This is a genomic window from Clostridium sp. KLE 1755, assembly GCF_000466465.2.
Classification (GTDB): Bacteria; Bacillota; Clostridia; order Lachnospirales; family Lachnospiraceae; genus Eisenbergiella; species Eisenbergiella porci.
Window position 1 is genome coordinate 1 of record NZ_KE992760.1, and the last position, 23,429, is coordinate 23,429.

General features: G+C 49.7%; 14 protein-coding genes. All 14 read left to right on the forward strand.

The genetic code is table 11. The features are described from left to right. The first annotated feature begins 83 nt into the window (after positions 1-83). The 14 genes from HMPREF1548_RS22710 (at position 84) to HMPREF1548_RS22775 (ending at position 23,321) form a co-directional block, all read left to right on the forward strand. Positions 84-3,635, forward strand: coding sequence for an Ig-like domain-containing protein (locus HMPREF1548_RS22710; protein ID WP_157065729.1), 3,552 nt, complete (start codon positions 84-86; stop codon positions 3,633-3,635). A 556-nt stretch (positions 3,636-4,191) separates the two neighbouring features. Next, positions 4,192-5,268 carry a dTDP-glucose 4,6-dehydratase gene (gene rfbB / locus HMPREF1548_RS22715; protein WP_035323537.1) on the forward strand — a complete coding sequence of 359 codons (1,077 nt, stop codon included), beginning with the start codon at positions 4,192-4,194 and terminating at the stop codon, positions 5,266-5,268. A 175-nt stretch (positions 5,269-5,443) separates the two neighbouring features. Then, complete coding sequence (rfbA, locus tag HMPREF1548_RS22720; protein ID WP_025488565.1) at positions 5,444-6,313, forward strand: glucose-1-phosphate thymidylyltransferase RfbA; 870 nt, start codon at positions 5,444-5,446, stop codon at positions 6,311-6,313. Positions 6,314-6,380: 67 nt separating this feature from the next. After that, positions 6,381-6,935, forward strand: coding sequence for a dTDP-4-dehydrorhamnose 3,5-epimerase (gene rfbC, locus HMPREF1548_RS22725; RefSeq protein ID WP_021638982.1), 555 nt, complete (start codon positions 6,381-6,383; stop codon positions 6,933-6,935). A gap of 14 nt (positions 6,936-6,949) precedes the next feature. After that, positions 6,950-7,975: an ABC transporter permease gene (locus HMPREF1548_RS22730; protein ID WP_021638983.1), complete on the forward strand. Its 1,026-nt coding sequence runs from the start codon at positions 6,950-6,952 to the stop codon at positions 7,973-7,975. 37 nt (positions 7,976-8,012) lie between these two features. Then, complete coding sequence (locus tag HMPREF1548_RS22735; RefSeq protein ID WP_021638984.1) at positions 8,013-9,452, forward strand: ABC transporter ATP-binding protein; 1,440 nt, start codon at positions 8,013-8,015, stop codon at positions 9,450-9,452. Positions 9,453-9,496: 44 nt separating this feature from the next. Then, positions 9,497-11,542 (forward strand): class I SAM-dependent methyltransferase, encoded by a 2,046-nt coding sequence (locus tag HMPREF1548_RS29205; protein WP_276945642.1) that lies wholly within the window; start codon positions 9,497-9,499, stop codon positions 11,540-11,542. After that, positions 11,539-13,533 (forward strand): glycosyltransferase family 2 protein, encoded by a 1,995-nt coding sequence (locus HMPREF1548_RS22745; RefSeq protein WP_021638986.1) that lies wholly within the window; start codon positions 11,539-11,541, stop codon positions 13,531-13,533. The genes HMPREF1548_RS29205 and HMPREF1548_RS22745 overlap by 4 nt, the downstream gene beginning before the upstream one ends. Positions 13,534-13,629: 96 nt before the next feature. After that, positions 13,630-15,627, forward strand: coding sequence for a glycosyltransferase family 2 protein (locus HMPREF1548_RS22750; RefSeq protein ID WP_021638987.1), 1,998 nt, complete (start codon positions 13,630-13,632; stop codon positions 15,625-15,627). A gap of 127 nt (positions 15,628-15,754) precedes the next feature. Then, entirely contained in the window at positions 15,755-17,482 is a 1,728-nt protein-coding gene (locus HMPREF1548_RS22755) for a phospho-sugar mutase (RefSeq protein WP_025488567.1), read from the forward strand. 195 nt (positions 17,483-17,677) lie between these two features. After that, positions 17,678-19,033, forward strand: coding sequence for a glycosyltransferase (locus HMPREF1548_RS22760; RefSeq protein WP_021638990.1), 1,356 nt, complete (start codon positions 17,678-17,680; stop codon positions 19,031-19,033). Then, positions 19,030-20,001: a glycosyltransferase family 2 protein gene (locus HMPREF1548_RS22765; protein ID WP_021638991.1), complete on the forward strand. Its 972-nt coding sequence runs from the start codon at positions 19,030-19,032 to the stop codon at positions 19,999-20,001. The genes HMPREF1548_RS22760 and HMPREF1548_RS22765 overlap by 4 nt, the downstream gene beginning before the upstream one ends. Positions 20,002-20,583: 582 nt before the next feature. Continuing rightward, positions 20,584-22,014 (forward strand): undecaprenyl-phosphate glucose phosphotransferase, encoded by a 1,431-nt coding sequence (locus HMPREF1548_RS22770; RefSeq protein WP_021638993.1) that lies wholly within the window; start codon positions 20,584-20,586, stop codon positions 22,012-22,014. A gap of 26 nt (positions 22,015-22,040) precedes the next feature. Beyond that, the gene (locus HMPREF1548_RS22775) at positions 22,041-23,321 is read left to right on the forward strand and encodes an LCP family protein (RefSeq protein WP_025488568.1); all 1,281 of its coding nucleotides are present in this window, start codon (positions 22,041-22,043) and stop codon (positions 23,319-23,321) included. Positions 23,322-23,429: the final 108 nt, after the last annotated feature.

The window sequence follows — 23,429 nt, forward strand, 5'->3', positions numbered from 1 at the left end:
AACGTGATTCCGGAAAAGATGCCGCCGCCCGCCCGCCGCGCTCGGAAAGATATGAATCCCGTCAGGGCTCGCAGACACCCCGTATGGCGGATTCCGAACGGCCCAACAGGACATCCTCCGCTGCGATGGCTGCAAGAAACGGCGCCGAACGCAGCGCGAACTCCAAAGCTGCGGCAGCTGGCCCGGAAAAAAGCAAGAGGGCTTCGGAATACAGAGGAACTGAAAGGGAAGAATATATACGCCGTTCACAGTCGGATAGAAATGCCGGAAAACGCCGTCCCCGTGAGAATGACAACTGGGACGAGGAAGCTGAAGTACGCACGGCCAATGCGAAAAAACGTACCCAGCCGCCTTCCGGTAAAAGCAGGGACTATGCAGAAAATACCTCTTCCCGGAATCCCGGCAGAAAAAGCGCATCCCATAAAAAACAGGAAAATCCTGTGGTGGAATTTTGGAACAGCCTGCATACAATGGACAAAGTAGTAGGTTTCATGGGGATTTTCGTATGCATTTTTGCCGTAGTTACGTTCTCCGTACTTGCGAATGCCAAGTCTGTAGATGAACAGGTGGAGGCTTTTGCCTCTGTGGGACAAAATCTTTCACAGCTCAATATAGCAGGGGAAAGTACTTTCATGGCCGTTGCGGATGCGCATAAGGCGAAACAGGAAGCGGCGGATTTCTCGGAGTCCATGGAGGAATCGGAGGAGTATAACGAAAAGGATGATAATTCCGACGTTCAGGTAGGTCTGAACATGACTTCTGTGGAAAAGGATCTGAAAATCAAGTTCGTTAACAGGAAGACCGGAAAGCTGATTCCTCATGTGGATTTCCAGGTGGAGATCAAGGGACCGGATAAAACATATAACAAAGATGATGATAATACGGACGGAATTATTTATCTGACCGGAATTACCCCTGGCAAATATACGGTTAGAATAACCGGCCCGGAGAACCAGGATGGATATGCCATGCCTTCGGATGCCCAGGAGGTTACCGTAAAGGATCATATTGAATATAAGAAAATTGATGTCAGTGATGAGGTCAAAAAAGAATCTGAGGTAAACGCCGCCAAAGAGGATACACAGGTTAAAACCCAGACGGAATCGGTAATCCAGGATACCGTGGAATGGGTGGAATCCACCAAAACACCGATAGGCAGCACCGACGGCAAGGGGGAATATGTGGAAGTGAAGAAATCCGATATTCCGGATCCTTCTGCTTCGGCGGGCATTGCATTTGATAAATTGTCCGGCATGAAGCCGCAGAAGGCCTGGATAATGAGGGAAAATGATACGGCACAGCCAATAACCGAAGGCGGCGGCACAAAAACATCGGATACAAATCAACCGTCTGTTTCTGATGAGGAACCCGGCTCCAAACCTTCGGAGTCTACGGAGAATCCATCGGAGCCTTCCAAGCCTGACCCGGATCCTTCCAAACCGGATCCGGATCCCGATCCTTCTAAACCGGATCCTGAGCCGTCAGATCCGGATCCCGGCCCGGTGGAGGTAACAGGCGTATCTTTAAGCCCGTCCAGCCTTTCGGGAAAGGTAGGAGAGAGTGCAACACTCATTGCCCAGGTCAGCCCGGATAATGCTGCGGATAAGAGTATCAGTTGGTCCAGCAGCAACGAAAGCGTAGCAAAGGTAAGCGGCGGAACCGTTAACTTTGTAGGAGCAGGTAATGCAACAATCACCGTAACCACCAACAGCGGAGGTAAGACGGCAACCGCGGATGTAACAGTATCTGCCAAAGAAAATCCGGTAGACACTGTAACGGTTACCGGAGATTCTACCGTAACCGTAGGCGGCAGCATTACCCTGACGGCTAAAGTCTCGCCTGATGGCGCCGGCTATGACGGCATCAGGTGGTCGTCCTCGGATACAAGTATCGCAACCGTGGACGGCGGCAAGGTAACTGGCATAAAGGCCGGAACCGTAACCATCACAGCGGAAGCGGGAGGAAAATCAGGGAATATTTCCGTGACAGTAAAAGAGGCGGAGGCCGTATTAAAGAGCATTAAAATAACCGGTGCAGACAGCGGTAAGAAAGGAACCACGGTTCAGCTTTCCATTACTCCTGATCCGGCCAATGCAGATGCATCCGTTAACTGGAAATCCTCGGATGACAAGATTGCCAAAGTGGATGCAAACGGTAAAGTGACCTGCGTCAATACCGGTAAGGTTACCATTACCGCAACCTCCAAGAAGGACACAGGTAAAACAGCAACATTTTCCTTCCAGGTTACAGCTGATGAAAAAAATGAGTTTGACGTGAGAGAAGTAAAGGTAACGGCAGGCGAAACCAAAAACGATTATTTCACCATTAAAGGAGATGTGGAAAGCCGTTCCTTCTCCATCGCCAACACCAAGTATGCGACGGTGGATGGCAATGGCAAGATCAGGGCAATCCGCTCCGGCGAAACGGAAATAACGGTTACTGCGAAATACAGAAACGGCGATACCAGGTCCAAAAAAGTGAAATTAACCGTAGTTGCAGCCAAGGTTGAAAAAATCGTCCTTGACAAGGATAAATTGACCATGAAGGTAGGGGATACGGTAAAGCTGAATCCCACGATTACCACATCGGGATATACAGGCTGTCTCTGGTATACTTCGGATAAAAGCATTGTTTCTCTGGAAGAGCATGGAAACGGAACCATCAAAGCCCTGAGGCCTGGTAAGGTAACAATAACGGCCAAGAGCTCCGAGGATACTTCCAAGACCGCGACCTGTGAAGTGACGGTAACGGGAGACGATCCCAGGAATGATACCAAGACGCCTTTAAAGGACAGAAGCGGCAATCTCCTCTATGTTAAAACCGCTGATGGAAAATTCGTGGCGGCAGTGGTTGCAGATTATTACAAATATGATACCTTCTACAGAGTCAATGAAAACACAGAGTACAAATACACCGGCTGGCAGACCATAGACGGCAGGCGCTATTATTTCGATAAGAACGGCAACAAGGTAACCGGCGAACAGGTTATCCAGGGTGTGAAATACACCTTTGGAAGCGACGGCGCACTGAATGCGGGCTCAGGTGTCCTGGGAATTGACGTATCCAAGCATAACGGCAATATTAACTGGACGGAAGTAAGGAATTCAGGGGTATCCTATGTCATTATACGATGCGGATACCGTGGTTCTTCCACAGGAGCGCTGATTGAAGATCCGAAATTCAGGGCCAACATTCAGGGGGCGACTGCCGCGGGGCTGAAGGTGGGAATTTATTTCTTCACTCAGGCGGTAAACCAGATTGAAGCGGTGGAGGAGGCCTCCATGACGGTGGCGCTGATCAAAAATTATAAAATCTCCTATCCTGTATTTCTGGATGTGGAAGCCAGCGGCGGCCGTGCGGACGGCCTGGATACTGCAACAAGAACGCAGATTGTTAACGCTTATTGCCAGACCATTGCCAACAGCGGCTATACGGCGGGAGTTTATGCCAATAAAACATGGCTCAGCTCCAAGCTGAGCGTAGGCGCCCTGGGAAGCTACAAAATCTGGCTGGCCCAGTATGCTGCCGCACCTACGTATAACGGAAGATATGATATGTGGCAGTATTCCTCCAAAGGAAAAATCGGCGGAATCAGCGGTTATACGGATTTGAATATCAGCTATCTTGGCTACTGATTTATTTCCGCGGGCAACGAGCCAGGTAGCCATGCGTGCATGGATATTTGGCGACTGCCGCGAGGGTCAAAGACCCCGCTGCTTAGCAGCGTTGCAAGTTTGATATCCCGCTGCTTGCGGCGGGGGCTTTGATTGCTTTCGGCAGAAGCTGTTTTTGCCGAAAGCATAAATTTTGACAGGGAAACATAACAGTATAGGTTCTGAACTGCAGTAACAGTTCAGCCTTCGTCCGAACTGTTACTGCATCCGCCCATTAAAAGTCGCCTTCGGCGAGGGGCGGATGTTTGCTTCCACCACGTTTTCTCACGGTTTGCGCATTCACTGCGCAAACCTGCCTGAACTATTATGAATAACTACCATTTTCAAGGTTTTATTTGGTAAAACAAGAATTTTGTGGTATACTAATTAAAATTAAGCTTAATGTCAGTTTCTCTGCCTGTTTAACAGCTTTTTAAAGCGGCGGCAGCCTGCGGTGCAAAAGAAGACCGGCCGGATTCCGGCAGAAAGAACGGCTGCAGGGCATTTAATTTTTAAGGCGGAGACAAAGGAGAAAAATATGAGAACTTATTTGGTAACAGGCGGCGCAGGATTTATTGGTTCCAATTACATCCACTATATGTTCAGGAAATATGACAACGAAATCCGGATTATCAATGTGGATGCCCTCACCTATGCCGGCAATCTGGAAAATCTGAAAGATTTGGAGGAGAGGGAGAACTATACCTTTGTTAAAGCCAACATTTGTGATAAGGAAGCGATTGAAAAGATTTTTGCGGAAAATGACATTGACAGAGTGGTGCATTTTGCGGCGGAAAGCCATGTGGACAGAAGCATCCGCAATCCCGAAATTTTTGTTCAGACCAATGTTTTGGGCACTGCAGTCATGTTGAACTGTGCCAAGGCGGCATGGGAGAATCCCGACGGCAGCTTTAAGGAAGGGAAGAAATTCCTTCATGTATCCACGGACGAGGTATACGGTTCCCTGGAAAATGAGGGTGAGTATTTTTACGAGACAACTCCTTATGCGCCTCACAGCCCCTATTCCGCAAGTAAGGCCAGCTCGGACATGCTGGTTAAATCCTATATGGATACCTATCATTTCCCGGCGAACATTACCAACTGCTCCAACAATTACGGCCCTTATCAGTTCCCGGAGAAGCTCATTCCGCTGATTATTAACAATGCGCTTCATGGAAAGAAGCTGCCCGTTTACGGAGATGGCAAAAATGTGCGTGACTGGCTGTACGTTGAGGATCATGCAAAGGCCATCGATATGGTACAGGAGAACGGCAGACTTTTTGAAACATACAATATCGGCGGACATAATGAAAAGCAGAATATACAGATCATTGAGATTATCATAGATACCCTCCAGGAAATGCTGGCTGAGGACGATCCGAGAAGGGCGCTGGTTTCCAGAGATCTGATTACCTATGTGGAGGACCGCAAGGGCCATGACCGCAGATATGCCATTGCGCCGGATAAGATCAAGGCGGAAATCGGCTGGGAACCGGAAACCATGTTTGCGGAAGGCATAAAGAAGACCATTGCATGGTACTTTGAGCATGAGGATTGGATGAAAAACGTTACCAGCGGTGATTACCAGAAATATTACAACGAGATGTACAAATAATGGTAGCGGTTCGTAACAGTTCAGCGGGCAATGTCATTTAATTAAGACAGTGCAGACACTGCAGTGTGACAGCCTTTATTTGGCGGCAACACTGCAGTACTTTATGAAATAAGGTTTCAGGTAAGTGATGAACGGCCCGGCGGAAAAAAGGGCCTCTGAAAGGAGCAGCACGACCATGAAAGGAATTATTCTTGCAGGAGGAAGCGGAACCAGACTGTATCCGCTGACCAAGGCAATATCCAAGCAGATTATGCCGGTATATGATAAACCGATGATTTATTACCCTTTGTCCATATTGATGCTGGCGGATATCCGTGAAATCCTCATCATATCCACACCGAGGGATCTTCCGATATTTAAGGAACTTTTAGGGACCGGAGAGCAGCTTGGGCTGACTTTATCCTATGCCGTACAGGAAGCTCCGAGAGGACTGGCGGATGCATTTATTATCGGAGAGGAATTTATCGGAAAAGACAGCGTGGCGCTTGTACTGGGAGACAATATTTTCTATGGGCAGAGCTTTTCCAAAGTGCTGCGGACTGTTGCTTCCCGGGAGAAGGGAGCTACAATTTTCGGTTATTATGTACGCGACCCCAGAGAATACGGCGTAGTTGAGTTTGATGAGGACGGAAAGGCACTTTCCATTGAGGAAAAGCCGGAGCATCCCAAGAGCAATTATGCGGTTCCCGGGCTGTATTTTTATGATAATGATGTGGTGGAAATTGCAAAGAACGTAAAGCCCTCCGCAAGAGGAGAGATAGAAATTACGGCTGTAAACAATGAGTACCTGCGCAGGGGTACTCTTCGTGTGGAAACTCTGGGAAGGGGCTTCGCCTGGCTGGATACGGGAAGCCACGATTCCCTGCTGGATGCGGCGGATTTCGTATCCGCATTCCAGAAAAGACAGGGCCTGTATATCTCCTGTATTGAAGAAATTGCCTTTAAGCGCGGCTTTATATCCAGGGAACAGCTTTTGAAGCTGGCGGAGCCGCTGATGAAAACGGATTATGGAAAATACATGGTAGAGGTTGCCAACGGACTGTAAAGGCCTTCCTTTAGCGGGCGGCTGTGCTAAAGCAAAATATTGATATCAGAAACGAGGAATTACAGAAATGGGAAAAATTACGGTAGAAACATGTGAAATTGAAGGGCTGAAGGTGATTACGCCCACCGTTTTCGGTGATAACCGCGGATATTTTATGGAAACCTATAATTATAATGATTATAAAGAGGCCGGAATCGATCAGATATTCGTGCAGGATAATCAGTCTGCTTCAAAAAAAGGAGTGCTCAGAGGCCTTCATTTCCAGATACATTATCCCCAGGATAAGCTGGTGCGCGTCCTGAAGGGCGAGGTGTATGATGTGGCGGTGGATTTAAGAGCTGATTCCCCCACCTTCGGAAAGTGGTTCGGTGTGCTTCTGACAGAAGAGAATAAAAAGCAGTTTTTTATTCCGAAGAATTTTGCCCATGGCTTCCTGGTGCTTTCTGACTATGCCGAATTTGCCTATAAGTGTACGGATTTCTATCATCCGAATGATGAAGGCGGCCTTGCATGGAATGATCCGGATATCGGCGTGGAATGGCCTATTCCCGAAGGTATGGAGCTGATCCAGTCTGAAAAGGATACTAAATGGGGCGGAATTAAAGAGTATAAAGCGGAGTGAACCGGAAAACAGGAATGAATAACAAGAAGAGAAAAGAGAAGCCCGCGCTCAGACAGGGCGTCAGCAAAAAGACAGGACTAACTATATTCACCCTCGTAATGTTAATCATGGGGGTGATTATTGCGTGTTACCATAATCCGCTGGCAAACCAGACGGACGAGCTGATAAAGAAGATCATCGCCTGCACGTTAATTGCGGCAGCGGTAGTAGCCGTACTGAAATTTTATGATAAGATAATCCTCCTCCCGTTTGAGCTTTACCAGAACCGGCGGCTGATATGGCGTCTGGCGAAGAACGATTTTAAGCGCCGGTATGCAGGTTCCTATATGGGAGCCATTTGGGCCATGGTGCAGCCGGTAGTCACTGTGGCGATGTATTATGTGGTATTTCAGGTAATTATGCCGCAGAAGGCGCAGCTTCTGGGAGATGGGATTGAAGTCCCTTACCTGGTATTTCTGACGGCGGGGCTGGTACCCTGGTTTTATTTTTCCGAAGCGCTCACTAATGGGATGATGGCGCTGCTTGAATATGAATATCTGGTAAAAAAAGTAGTATTTAAAATAAGTATTCTGCCTATTATTAAAATTATTGCAGCCACGTTTATCCATGGCTTTTTTGTGTTGGTGCTTTTAGCCATAGCCTTTCTTTATGGTTTTCCCCCCAGCCTGTATACGCTCCAGATTTTTTATTACAGCTTCTGTATGTTTGCCCTGGTGCTGGCCATCAGCTATACCACCTGCTCCGTGGTCATTTATTTCCGCGATCTTCAGCAGATAGTGGGCATTGGCCTGCAGATAGGCATGTGGGCGACTCCGGTTCTCTGGCAGCTGGGGACTTTGAGCAAAAAGGCACAGATGCTGGTGAAAATCAATCCGCTTGTCTATATTGTGGAAGGCTACCGCAGCTCCATTTATGAGAAACAGTGGTTCTGGGAAGATTTTTATTCCACGATGTATTTCTGGATTATCACGGTGGTGCTGTTCTGTATCGGCGCGCTTGTTTATAAACGCCTGAAGGTGCATTTCGCGGATATCATGTAAGCGCCGTATCGTCAAAAACGCGCAGTTGGGAGCAAAAATGGAAGAAAGACAGCTTGCCATCCATGTGGAGGGCTTAAATAAAGTATATAAACTCTATGATCATAACAGGGACCGTCTGGTGGATTCCCTGGGCCTGGCCCGTAAGAAAAGGTACAGGGAGCATTATGCCCTGCGTAATGTGGATTTGGATATTTATCAGGGGGAATGCGTGGGGATCATCGGTACCAACGGCTCCGGTAAATCCACAATTCTTAAAATCATTACGGGTGTACTCAATGAGACGGACGGCGTGGTGGCAGTCAACGGGCGGATTTCCGCGCTGCTGGAGCTGGGCGCCGGCTTTAACATGGAGTACAACGGGATTGAGAACGTATATCTGAATGGAACCATGATCGGGTTTTCAGAAAAAGAAATAGATGAAAAGCTTCAGGATATCCTGGATTTTGCGGATATCGGAGAATATGTATACCAGCCCGTCAAAACGTATTCCAGCGGTATGTTTGTAAGGCTGGCTTTTGCTGTGGCCATCAATATCGATCCGGAAATCCTGATTGTGGATGAAGCGCTTTCCGTTGGCGATGTTTTTTTCCAGGCAAAGTGCTATCATAAGTTCGAAGAATTCAAGAAGCAGGGAAAGACCATTCTTTTTGTCAGCCATGATTTGAGCGCCATCAGCAAATACTGCGATCGGGCCGTACTGCTCAATCAGGGCGTAAAGCTTGGTGAGGGCAGCCCCAAGGAAATGATTGACGCCTACAAGCGTGTGCTGGTGGGACAGTATGAAATGCCCGAAACAGGCGGCAAAGGCGGATTGCTTCAGGATAAGGACATACGGGCCGCAGCGGCAAAGGCGGACGGCGGTACGGTCAATGAGAATGTTTTCGGAAACGGCAGCGCTCAGGAAAACAACAGTAAAGAAAACAACGGTAAAGGAAACAACAGCGCGGAAAACGAAGCCTCCGCCAGTGAAAAGTCAGGTCGGACTGCGTTGAAAAAGCATCCCCGCACACAGGCGCAGGGAGTAAATCCTCAGGCGCTGGAATACGGAACGAAGGAAGCGGAGATTATAGATTATTATGTGACGGACGGAAATGGTGTGGAGACAACAACCATACTGAAGGGTGATCCCTTTACCATGCATATGAGGGTGCATATCCACGAGGATGTGCCCGCGCCGATTTTTGCGCTTTCCATTAAAAATATCAAGGGCGTGGAAATTACCGGGACGAATACCATGGTGGAGCGGGCGTTCCTGGAAGGGGTAAAGGCCGGGGAAGAGCTGGAAATTACTTTTTCACAGAAGGTGAGGCTGCAGGGCGGCGATTACCTTTTGTCCCTGGGAGTGACCGGATATAAGGGGGATTCCTTTACGGTATACCACCGTCTGTATGATATTATGAACCTGACCGTGATTTCCGACAGGGATACGGTGGGATACTTCGATATGGAATCTGATGTGAAGGTTGCCAGATTATAGAGTGCGAAAGGCAGGGGCCAAAGATGACTGAGCAGATAGGGAAAGTGAAACTGGACTTATCCTTTTACCCCGGAGAAGACTTCTACTGTGACGGAACGGTAGAGGATGAAATATTGGATATTGTAAAAAATTATCCGCCGGAGGAATACCAGAAAAAAATAGAGGAAAAGCGCAGCTGGCCTGTGTTTTATCATCTTTCGCCGCAGCGGGAAAATATTGCGGCCTGGCTTCCCATGGATAAAAATACGAAGGTGCTGGAGGTAGGCAGCGGTATGGGAGCGGTCACAGGAGTGCTGGCCCGTAAGGCCGGCAGCGTCACCTGTGTGGATTTATCCAAAAAAAGGAGTCTCATCAATGCCTATCGCAACAAGGAATATGACAATGTAACGATTTATGTGGGGAATTTCAATGATATAGAACCGATTCTGCCCTGCGATTACGATTATGTTCTGCTGATAGGCGTTTTCGAATACGGGCAGAGCTACATTCCCACGGAAACGCCCTTTGAGGATTTCCTGAACATTAACCAGAAGCATGTAAAAAAGGACGGCAACCTAGTCATCGCCATTGAAAACAAGATGGGGATGAAGTACTGGGCTGGCTGCGCGGAGGATCATTTATCCCGGTTTTTCGCGGGGATTGAGGATTATCCTGATGGCGGCGTGGTGCGCACCTTTACCAGGAACGGCCTGGAGAAGCTGATGCGTAAATGCGGTGTTGCTGACTATCATTTTTACTACCCTTACCCGGATTATAAATTTGCCGACACCATTTATTCCGACAGACGCCTTCCCAAGGTGGGCGAGCTGAGCAAGAACCTGCGGAATTTTGATGCGGACAGAATGCTTCTTTTCGATGAGAAAAATGCCTTTGATATGGTGATCCGGGAAGGCATATTCCCCATGTACAGCAACTCCTACCTGGTGATGACGGGGCCTGCGCCGGACACCGTTTATACGAAATTCTCCAATGACCGGGCGGATATTTATGCTATCCGTACGGATATTGTGGAGCAGGAAAACAGGCGTGTCGTCCGCAAAATACCGGATTCCCCGGCAGCGGCCGAGCATGTGGAAAATATAGCGAAATTTTATAAGGAACTGAAAAAAAGATACGAAGGAAGTGGACTTTTTATAAATGAATGTCATCTGATAAAGGACGGGAAGGGCCTGCCGGAAGTACAGCTTGAATATCTGGAGGGCTGTACGCTGGAGGAAATGATGGATGACTGCCTGGATCGGGAGGACATGAATTGCTTCCGCAGCCTTTTCGGGGCATATCTGGATAAAATCCGTTACAGGGCGCAGGTGCCGGTATCGGATTATGATCTGGTATTCGGAAACATTATTGTAGATAAAGAGGGCCGCTGGAACCTGATTGATTATGAGTGGACCTTTGAGGAATGTGTGGATTCCAATGCACTGGCTTTCCGTGCGTTGTACTGCTATCAGATGGGAGACGGCAAGCGTAAGGGACTTCCTGTGGAGGAATTCCTGAAGGAGCTGGGAATCAGCGAGGAGGCGGCGCAGGAATACCGGGCCAGGGAACGGCGTTTCCAAAAGGCCGTTACGGGCAACCGTGTGTCAGTTTCCGATATGCGGGTGCTGCTTGGCAGGAGGGCGATCCCCTGGCAGGAGTTTTTTTCAAGGCTTGATCGCAAAAAGGTGGAGATATTCGAAGATTACGGCGCGGGCTACAGCCCGGAGCATTCCTATCATCATTTTCCAAGCTATCTTGTGGATGATCACATGCGTATCAGTGTGCCTGTGAAGGAGGGCGTCAGGGGAATCCGTATCGATCCTGCGGAAAGCTCCTGTATTGTACGCATGGAGAGCGCTGTGCTGAACGGCATGGAGCTGCCGTTGTCGGATCCGGCTTATCTGGCGATGAACGGATGGGAGCTGACGCCGAAAAAGGATCCCCATCCCGTATTCTTTTTCCACAGCAATGATCCCAACATCAATATCCGGCTGGATAAAGTGCCGGAGGGCGGCGACGGGATTTTAGAGGTGGAGTTCGAGATAGAATGGCTGTCGGAGGAAACGGCGTCCGCGGTGGATGCCAATCTCAAAAGGAGGCACTGGTTTTGAACCTGAAGAAAATATTGCAGGCTCCCATGCGGAGACGACAGACTTTAAAATATGAAAACAGAATCGTAAGTCAGACGGTTGCCTATCATGACTGGATTCTGAAAAAGGAACAGCAGGAAAGGGAAGGCTCTGTCCTGCTTGGGCAGGATCTTTCCATGGAATATATCGCCTACAGCGGCTGCGGGGAAAAGTTTTCCTTAAAGGAGGTTGAGGCGGACATTGCGGTGTTCTATGGGGACGGCGGAAAACCGGAGAAGGAAGAAATGGCCCTTCTTGCAGATTATTTTGCCAGACATCCAAAGGCGCTGCTGGTTTATGCGGACGAGGATGAAATCGACAGCGCTTCAGGAGAACCCAGGCGCCGGAATCCATGGCTGAAGCCGGACTGGTCCCCGGATACGCTGATTTCCTATTTTTATTTCGGGAACCTCTTTGCGGTGAGGACCAAAAGCCTCCAGGATATCCCGTGGCTGGGCTCCGGGGATTTCAGAAGCAATCTGTATGATTTCTGTTTGAAGGCGGTGGAAAAGGCGGGGGAGGCCTGCCATTTTGACAGCGTGCTTTTCCATAATACAAGCCCCATCCGTCCGTTCGGTATGGAAGAAAAATATGAAGAGCTCAAAAGCGCGGCATACATAAGACGGGGATGGCCCCTGAAGGCGGAAGGCATGGTTTCCATCGTGATTCCTTCCAAGGACAATCCGGGCGTCCTGTCCACATGTATCCATTCCGTGATGGAAGCCAGTACCTACCGTAATTTTGAAATCATCGTCGTAGATAACGGAAGCAGTGAAAAGAACCGGAGGCGCATTGAACTCATGCTGTCCCTGATGACGCCGGAGTGCCGGTTCCGTTATGTGTATGAGCCGATGGAATTTAATTTTTCCGCCATGTGCAACAAAGGCGTGGGGCTGGCGCGCGGCGAATATGTAATGCTTTTGAATGATGATATAGAAATTATCCAGGAAGACTGGCTGGAAAAAATGATGCGTAAGGCCGTGCTTCCCCATGTGGGGGCGGTGGGTGTGAAGCTTTTCTATCCGGGCAGCCATACCATCCAGCATGCCGGCATCACCAATATCCGTCTGGGCCCGGCCCATAAGCTGCAGTTTCGGGATGACAGGACGGATTATTATTTCCTCAGGAACCGTCTGGCCTTTGATGTGCTGGGCGTGACCGGGGCCTGCCTGCTTGTGAAAAAAAGTATTTACGAGGAGGCCGGAGGTCTGTCCGAGGCGCTGCGCGTGGCCTTTAATGATGTGGAATTCTGCTATCATGTCTATGAAATGGGCTATTATAATGTGATCTGCAATGATGTGGCGCTTTATCATCATGAGTCCTTAAGCCGGGGCATGGACGACAGCGTGGAGAAGCTGAAACGCCTCCATCAGGAGCTGAACATGCTTTATGAGCTGCATCCGGATATTTACGGACGGGATCCTTTTTACCACAGATATCTGGTGAAGGATGTGCTGGATCAGGAATTTTACGCCGGAAACAGATATGAGTATACGGATCGGCTGGATACCGTGGAGCCTGAAAGCCTGCGGGATGGTTTACGTCCGGAGTGGTGCAATGAGGTGCTGCGCATGGGGATTGAATTTGCCGGTGATCTGTGTAAGTGGGAAACCGGCCGCAGCGGCGGCGGAAATTATTTTATCCAGGGCTGGTGCTATGCGCTTCAGGTGGACAACAGCCAGTATCGTTTTAACCTTCTGTTAAAGCCGGTGGATCGGGGCGACGGCCCGTCGGCGGAGAATGGCGGGGAGGAAGGCGCTGTGTGGAAGCTGCCCGTCAGCAGGCAGTACAGGCCGGATATCCAGGAAAATCTGGGCCATCTGCAGATGGTGGCGCTTACGGGCGTATGCCTGCAGTTTGGAAGAGAGGCGCTGCCTGAAGGGGAATACCGCATCGGTTTCCTCTGGGAGGACTGCTGTTCCAGGCAGAAGCTGTATCAGTGGACGGCGGAAACCATGGAGATCGTACACTGAGCGGCAGCTGTGGGAATGCCGGCCGGCGGCCGTCTGGCTGTATGAAAAGGAAGGCGGCCGGATGCACCGTACTTTGAGAGGAGCAGGACAATTCGTATGGATCAGAAGAAAGAAAAGAACGGCGGACAGGAAGCGGTCGTGCCGGAAAAGGATTATAAAGAGGCTTACGAGCAGGAGCATTATAAAAGCACCTATCTTGCGGGCCGTGTGGCGGAGCTGGAGGATCAGGTGGATGACCTGCAGTTCAAGCTGGACAGAATTAAAAACAACCCTGTCTGGAAAGCGAGCACGCCGCTGCGCAAATGCATGCATTTTGCCATCCGCCAGGTGGACCGTGTGAAAAACTGCGGCAGCATCGGCGGTGTTGTGACGAAGATGAAGTATAAAGCCAATGAACGCAGGGCCATGAAGCATTACGGTACGGAGAGCTTCCCCTCGGAAGAGGAAAGGAAGCGGCAGGAGGAAACCGTTTTTCCCAATATGGTGAAAATCAGTATCCTGACCCCCCTTTGGAATACGCCGGAAAATTTCCTGCGGGACATGATCGGCTCCGTGCAGAAACAGACCTACGGGAACTGGGAGCTGTGCCTGGCGGACGGCTCGGATGATGCCCATGCTTACGTGGGAGAAATCTGCAGGGAGCTGGCGGGGAAGGATGAACGAATCCGTTACAGGAAGCTGGAAAAGAACGAAGGCATTGCAGGAAATACCAACCAATGCCTTACAATGGCCACGGGAGAATATATCGGCCTGTTTGATCATGACGATATGCTGCATCCCTGTGTGCTTTTTGAATATGTAAAGGCAATCAATGAGAAAAATGCGGATTACGTTTACTGTGATGAAGCCACCTTTAAAAACGGCGACATCAACCAGATGATTACCATGCATTTTAAACCGGACTACGCTATCGACAACCTGCGGGCCAATAATTATATCTGCCATTTCAGCGTTTTTTCCAGAAAGCTTCTGGACGGGACCGAGCTGTTCCGTACGAAATTCGACGGCAGCCAGGATCATGATATGATTCTGCGGCTTACAGATAAGGCAGAGCATGTGGTGCATGTGCCAAAGCTTTTGTATTACTGGAGACTGCACGCAGGCAGCGTCGCCTCGGGAATTGAAGCCAAGCCCTACGCCATTGAATCGGCAAGGGGTGCGGTGGCGGATCATCTGAGAAAGCATGGTTTTGAGCATTTTACCATCACAAGCACCAGGGCCTTTGAGACCATTTTCAAGATCACCTATGAAATCATCGGGGATCCGAAAATATCCATTATCATCCCCAATAAGGATCATGTGGAGGATCTGCGCAGATGTGTTACTTCTATTATAGAGAAGTCCACCTATGACAATTACGAAATCGTCATTGTGGAAAATAACAGTGAAACAAAGGAAATCTTCTCCTATTATGAGGAACTAAAGAACAATCCTTCCATAAAAATTGTAACCTTCAAAGGGGCCTTTAATTACTCTGCCGTGAATAATTTTGGAGTGGGCGCGGCCACGGGAGATTACGTTCTGCTTCTGAATAACGATACGCAGGTCATAACCGTAAACTGGCTGGAGGAGCTGCTTATGTACGCACAGCGTGAGGATGTGGGTGCTGTGGGCGGAAAGCTGTATTACGCGGATAAGACCATCCAGCACGCTGGCGTGGTAATCGGCCTTGGCGCCCACCGGACGGCGGGGCATACACATTACCGTCAGAAACGGGAAAACCTGGGGTATATGGGAAGGCTTTGCTATGCGCAGGACGTTTCCGCGGTAACCGGGGCCTGCCTTATGGTGAAAAAAAAGCTGTATGAAGAGGCCGGCGGCCTGGACGAAGGCTTTGCCGTTTCCCTCAACGACGTGGATTTCTGCCTGAAGCTGCGGCAGCTGGGCTATCTGAACGTATTCACCCCTTTTGCGGAGCTGTATCATTATGAATCCGTGTCCAGGGGACTGGATACGGATGGGGAAAAGGCGGCGCGCTATAATGAGGAATCCGCCCGTTTCCGGGAAAAGTGGAAGGTGCAGCTGGAGGCGGGGGATCCTTATTACAACCCGAATTTTACGCTGGATAAAAGTGACTTTTCTTTACGGGTATAAAAAAATGTAGTATACTGAACAAGGACAGTATGACTTCTTCAACGATTGAGATCAGAGATAACCGCCCGGCGGGGCGGCACATTTGCTGCACAGGCCCGCGGAAGCGGAAGAAAAGGAGGAGAAACACATGGGATATATGGAGGAATACAAATTCTGGCTGGAAGCTCCCTATTTTGACCCGAAGACAAAAGAGGAACTGAAGGGAATCGAAGGAAACGAAGCGGAGATCGAGGACCGGTTTTATAAGGAACTGGAATTCGGTACCGGCGGCCTGCGCGGCGTAATCGGCGCGGGAACCAACCGCATGAACATTTATACGGTAAGAAAGGCCACACAGGGCCTGGCAAACTATATTTTAAAGCAGGGCGGAGAGAAAAAGGGCGTGGCAATCGCCTATGACTCCCGTTTCATGTCCCCTGAATTTGCGGACGAGGCGGCGTTGTGCCTGGCGGCCAACGGCATTAAGGCCTATGTTTTTGATGAATTACGGCCCACACCAGAGCTTTCCTTTGCGCTGCGCACCCTGGGCTGTATTTCCGGAATCGTGGTAACGGCAAGCCATAACCCGCCGGAATATAATGGCTATAAGGTATACTGGGAGGACGGCGCCCAGGTGACCGCGCCCAAGGATAAGGAAATCATCGATGAGGTGAAGGCGGTTACCGATTATGCCGATGTGAAGACCATGGATAAGGATGCCGCTGCGGCAGCAGGGCTTTACCAGGTAATCGGCTCCGAAATCGACGATGCTTATATGGTAGAGCTGAAAAAACAGATCATACATCCCGAAGTGATTCAGGAAATGGCTGATGATATCAAGATTGTATACACCCCCTTCCACGGCACGGGCAACAAGCCGGTCAGAAGAGTGCTTTCCGAGCTGGGCTTCAAGCATGTATATGTGGTTCCGGAGCAGGAGCTTCCTGATCCCGAATTTACCACGCTGGATTATCCCAATCCGGAAGATCCCAAGGCATTTACGCTGGCGCTGAAGCTTGCTAAGGAAAAAAATGCGGATATCGTGATGGCAACCGATCCGGATGCCGACCGTCTGGGCATTTATGCGCTGGATACAAAGAGCGGTGAATATGTGCCGTTTACAGGAAACATGTCCGGCATGCTCATTGCGGAATACATCCTGAGGGAACGCACCGCCACAGGGACCATGCCCGCCAACCCGGCTATGGTGAAAACCATCGTTACCACCAATATGGCAGACCCCATTGCGGCGGATTACAACGTAAAATTGATTGAAGTTCTCACAGGCTTTAAATTTATCGGGGAACAGATCAAGCTGTTTGAGCAGACCGGCTCCAACAACTACGTATTCGGCCTGGAGGAAAGCTACGGCTGCCTGGCAGGAACCCACGCGAGAGACAAGGATGCCGTTGTAGCGGTTATGTGTCTGTGTGAGGTAGCTGCATGGTGCAAGAAGCACGGCCTGACACTGTGGGATCAGATGCTTGCCCTCTATGAAAAATACGGATATTTTAAAGAGGATCTGTACACCATTACCTTAAAGGGTATCGACGGCTCCAGGCAGATCGGGGAAATGATGGATAAGCTGAGAAAGAATCCTCCCGCTCGTTTTGGAGAGCTGGAGGTGGTAAATGTCCGTGATTACGAGACAGGAATTACCAGGGAGCTGGCAACCGGGAAAGAAACCCCTACGGGACTGCCCAAGTCCAATGTCCTGTATTTTGACCTGACCAACGATTCCTGGTGCTGTGCAAGACCTTCCGGAACCGAACCCAAGATCAAATTCTACATGGGCGTTAAGGGAACCAGCCTGGAGGATGCGAAGGCTAAGAACGAAAAGCTGACGGAAGAACTGAAGGCAGTGATCGAAGCATAAAGCAAGGGAAGCTGCAGGGACGTTATTATGCTGCGTGTACGGACTGTGCAGTGTATGCGCAGTACCCTGACGGAAGCTTATTTTTACAGTAATGAATATCACGGCGCAGAAAGCCGGCAGGTATCGGTGCCCATCCGTTCTTTTTCGGGTGGACACCGCTTCTTGCACTTTAGAGTTTAAAAACAGGAGAGTTGCATGGGACATATTCTGAACCTGTCCAATTTCACAAAGGCATTCCGTTATCTGAAAAAAAACGGCTTGGGCGCGGCATTTTCTGCCGTGGAAGAACGTATTTTACAGGAGCGTTCCCAGGCGGAGGAGGCCGGAGTCAATGGTACGTGCAGCCGGTACCAGCCGCCCACTGAGACAGAACTGGATGCCCAGCGCAGACGCAGCTGGCCTGAACCGGTGCTCTTCAGCATTGCGGTGCCGGCTTATGAAACCGATCCTGTTTACCTGAAGGAGCTTTTGGATTCCCTTCAGGAACAGACCTACCCCTGCTGGGAACTTATCCTGGCGGATGCGGGCACGGGAGACAGTGTCAGAAAAGCGGCCGAAGCCAGGGCTGATGAGAGAATCCGCTACATCAGGCTGGCCTCGAATGATGGAATTGCCGGAAATACCAATGCGGCGATAGAACTGGCACAGGGAGCCTATATCGGCCTTCTTGACCATGACGATATTCTCACCCGGGACGCTCTTTACGAAATGGCCTGTGCCCTGGAAAAACAGGAACAAAACGGAATACATCCCGTATTTTTGTATTCCGATGAAGATAAATGTGACGGCGAAGCGCAGAATACCTACGAGCCCCACAGAAAAACGGACTTTAACCTGGATCTGCTGCTGTCTAATAATTATATCTGTCATTTCCTGGTGATGGACGCTGCGGTTATGAAACGTCTGCGTCTGCGCACCGGATTTGACGGCGCACAGGATTATGATCTGGTGCTTCGCGCGGCGGGACAGGTTCTTGAAGGGACGCCCGAGGAAGCCTATGTCCATATCCCAAAGATCCTCTACCACTGGCGCTGCCACCGTAATTCCACGGCCTCCAATCCTGCCAGCAAGACCTATGCCTATGAAGCGGGGAGGAGAGCCCTTGAGGATTTTGGCAGGGAACACGGCTGGAAAGCGCAGGCGGAAGATACCAGGCACCTGGGCTTTTACCGCCTGGAGTTTATGCCGGACGCGCTCAGCCAGCGCAGTGATCTGGGCGCTGTAGCCGGCCCCCTTCCTTCCAGAAATGGCCGTCTGGTGAGCGGAATTTACGACGAAGCGCCCGATTCCACCGTTACCATGCGCTATGACGGCCTTAAACGCCGCTTCAGCGGGTACATGCACCGGGCGGTCCTCACTCAGGATGTGGAGGCCGCAGACATCCGCACCATGCAGGTCCGGCCTGAATTCAGGAAGGATTTGGATCTGGCCCTGCAGGAAATACGCGCCGGCGCAGATCCGGTCAGGACAAGCATCGCCTTCTGCCTGGCCTTAAGAAAACGAGGCTTCCGCATTCTGTGGGATCCTGACAGGAAAGAGGGAATCCATTGAAAACAACCGTAGTTATCCCCAATTATAACGGCATACAATATCTGGAAAACTGCCTCCGCTCCCTGGAACATTGCTTCCCGGAGCACGGCGGACCCACATTTTCAGTCATTATCGTTGATAACGGTTCCGACGATGGCAGCGCGGAAATGGCAGAACGTCTTTTTCCCTGGGTACGTCTTATCCGTTTTCCGGAAAACAAAGGCTTTGTGGAGGCTGTAAACGAGGGAATCCGACAGTCGGCAACTCCTTATGTCTTCCTGCTGAACAATGACACCACCGTGGATCCCGGCTGCATCCGCAGGCTGGAACGCCGCATGGACAGCGATCCCGCCCTTTTTTCCGTTGCAACCAAAATGCTTTCCATGACACAGCCGGACGTCATGGACGGCGCCGGAGATCTTTACAGCGCCCTTGGCTGGGCCTATGCAATAGGAAAGGGACGGCCATCCGCCGACTACAATGCTCCCGTGCCCGTATTCTCCGCATGTGCAGGCGCCGCCCTCTACCGCAGGGAATACCTGGAAAAAACCGGGCTGCTGGACGAAATCCATTTTGCATACCTGGAAGATGTGGATCTTGGCTACCGCGCCCGAATCCTGGGCTACAAAAACTGTTACGAACCCACTGCCAGGGTGTACCATGCCGGCAGCGCCACCACTGGTTCCCGCTACAACCCTTTTAAAATTGCCCACTCCTCCAGGAATAACATATACCTCATTTACAAAAATATGCCGTTTTTCCAGTTATTGCTGAACCTCCCCTTCCTGGCCGCAGGATTTTTCCTGAAAATCCTCTTCTTCTGCGCCAAAGGCTATGGAGGCGTATACCTCAAGGGCATGGGCCAGGGCTTCAGACTCTGCGCAACGCCCGAAGCCCGCGCCCGAAAAGTCCGTTTCAAACCCGCCAATTTCGGGCACTATATAACCATACAGCTGGAACTCTGGCTCAACATGTTCCGCCGTATATAAGCCGCCGGCTTAAAAAGCACACAAACCGCCGGAAAAATATTTTGATTTTTAAAACTTTCAGACAACCAATTACATCTTAATATAAGACACACCTTAGTTCCCCTCAATTTGCCCCGGCAATGTCCTCATAACCGGCTTTCGAAAGCTTTCCGACGTTATGTCTGTGGTACGTCAGCTATCGCTGCCCGGTCTGGGTCCGCTTCGGGTGGGATGGGTCGTGGGTGAGGGGGATTTTCAAATGCCTGGGAAGCCTTGGAGCTGTTTCTTAAAGCCTGAAACGGCAGCTTAACCTGCCATACGGAGCTGTCTGAGGAGCGCCAGCGACGAGTTCCTGCCGTATCAAGGTCGTCCAAGCTGCCGTTTCAGGCTTTTAGAAACAGCCCAAGGCTGATATGGCAATTGAAAATCCCCCTCACCCATGCCCCATCCCATCCGAAGCGGACCCAGACCGGGCAACAATACCTAACGCACCACAGATACAATATCACACTGTCGTAAAATGGCGATTAAGGAAAATTTAAGTTGTGCTTTTAAGATTATTATTGTACAATACAATTTGTATATGGGGAAACAGGTGAAGCCATGATTAAGGACAACCAGCAATACTTTAACCGATTGCATGTCATAGTAGATGCATTTGTTATTGCAGGCTCCTATATACTTGCGTGGTATTTGAAAATAGGGAGCAATTTAAAAGATACGGGTCCTGAGGTGGGCGTGTTGGATATGAAGATATATTTCAGCGCCCTGTATTTTGTTGTGCCGGGATATCTGATTCTGTATTACTGGTTCAAGCTTTACTCACCCAAACGGGTTCAGCGCAGTGAATCGGAAATCGTTAATGTCTGCAAGGCGAACATCGTTGGCGTGACAGTTTTTCTGGCGGTGCTGTTTACGGTAAATAATACCTTCAGTTCCTTCCAGGTGCACGATTTTTCCCGTGGCATGGTTGGTATTTTCTGTGCCGTTAATACGGTAAATACCCTGCTAATGCGCGCCCTTATCCGCTATATACTGTATTATGTAAGGAAAAAAGGCTACAATCTCAAATACATTCTTCTGGTAGGATATTCCAGAGCAGCGGAAGAATATATCAACAGAATCAATTCCAACCCTCAATGGGGATATGTGGTAAGAGGAATTCTGGATGATAAAGTGCCCAGAGGAGCAACCTATAAGGGAGTGAAGGTATTAGGATCAATTGACAACCTTCTCTATATTTTACCGGAAAACAAGCTGGATGAAATCGCCATCACGCTCTCCCTGGAAAGCTATGACAGACTGGAGGAGCTGGTGGATTTATGTGAAAAATCGGGCGTCCATACCAAATTTATACCGGATTATAATTCTCTGATCCCAGGAAAGCCTTACATGGAGGATCTGATGGGGCTTCCGGTAATCAATATCAGGTATGTGCCGCTTTCCAATACGCTCAGCGCGCTGGCGAAGCGCTGTGTGGATATTGCAGGATCTTTTTTCGGACTGATCCTGATATCGCCGCTTTTGCTTGTTGTGGCGCTTCTGGTGAAAGCTACCAGCAAGGGGCCGGTCATATTCAAGCAGGAAAGAGTAGGGCTTCATAATAAAACCTTTATGATGTATAAATTCCGGACGATGCGGCAGCAGCAGCCCGGCGAAGAGAAGAAGGGCTGGACAGTGAAGGGCGATCCCAGGATTACCAGAGTTGGGGCATTCCTGCGCAGAACAAGCCTGGATGAACTGCCTCAGCTGTTTAATGTCCTGCTGGGGGATATGAGCCTGGTGGGGCCAAGACCGGAACGGCCTCAGTTTGTGGAGAAGTTCAGGGAAGAAATTCCCCGCTATATGATAAAGCATCAGGTGCGCCCCGGAATGACCGGCTGGGCACAGATTAACGGCTACCGGGGGGACACGTCCATCCGGAAGCGGATTGAATATGATATATACTACATTGAGAACTGGAGCATGGCCCTTGATATCAAAATCCTTTTTCTTACTTTTTTCAAAGGATTTATCAATGAGAATGCTTATTAGAAATACAGGAAACAGGAGAAAAAAGTATGGCATCATCATCGCAGAGAGGTAATGGAGGGAACCGGAACAGCGGCTCCCGCAACAGCGCGTCACGAAACGGCAGCTCACGCAGTGCAGGCGGACGTGATGAATACAGAGAGCCCCGCAGAGGCGGTTACCGTGACGAATATGACGAACCCCGCAGTTCCCGCGGCAGTTATGGCGACGGAAGGAATTCCGATGGAAGAGGCAGCAGTTCCAAAGGAAAAAAGTCCATGTCCAAAAAGAGGAAGGCCAGAAAGAGAAGAAGGATCATTATGTTTACAGTGGAAATGGTCGCTCTTGTTGTGCTGGCAGTTGTTCTCTGGGCGGTGCTGAAACAGACCTCCATTCAGAAAATCAATGTTAACGAAGAGGACATTGTAATCAACGATACGGTAGAGAATAATACAGCTATGAAGGGATACCGTAATATCGCTTTGTTCGGTATTGATGCCAGAAATGATAATCTGGATAAAGGAAACCGTTCCGATACAATAATGATCGCTTCTATCAATCAGGATACGGGAGAAGTGAAGCTTTGTTCCGTATACCGTGATACGTATATGAATCTGGGTAATGATAAATACAGCAAATGCAATGCTGCCTATGCGGCTGGCGGGCCGAAGCAGGCGATAGATATGCTGAACATGAACCTGGACATGAATATTACCAATTATATCAGCATTGGCTTTGAGGGTTTGATAGAGACCATTGACAGCCTGGGCGGAATACAGATTGATGTTAAGGAAGATGAAATCAAGCATCTGAACAATTACCAGGCCAGTATGTTCAGTACAGAAACCAAGGAAAAATTAACGGATAATTATGTCAAGGTAACGCAGCCCGGCCTCCAGACACTGAACGGACTGCAGGCTACGGCGTACTGCCGTATCCGTTATACGGCAGGGGATGATTTCAAGCGGGCGGAGAGACAGCGTACCGTACTGCTGGCCTGCTTTGAAAAGGCGAAGACCGCTTCCGTATCCACTTTGAACTCGATACTGGATTCGGTTATGCCGCATGTGGCCACCAATTTAAATACGGCGGAGATGCTGGAGGTATTGGGAGAACTGACCAAGTATAAGGTAGTGGCAACCGACGGCTTCCCGTTTGAAACCAACAGGGTTACCGGAAAGGTCGGTAAGGCCGGAAGCTGTGTTATCCCCACCTCGCTGGAGGATAATGTAGTGCTTCTCCACAAGTTCTTCTTTGAGCAGGAGGAATATACACCTTCTCCGTCTGTGAAGAGCTACAGCGCTATTGTGTCAAGGGATACCGGAAGGTAACCGGAAATCAGGACAAAAAAGAAGATATTACCTGAAATGAGCTAAAAGGGGCCAATCCAAGGCCCCTTTTTCTAAAATTAAGGATAACTGTTTATAGTTATTCTTATG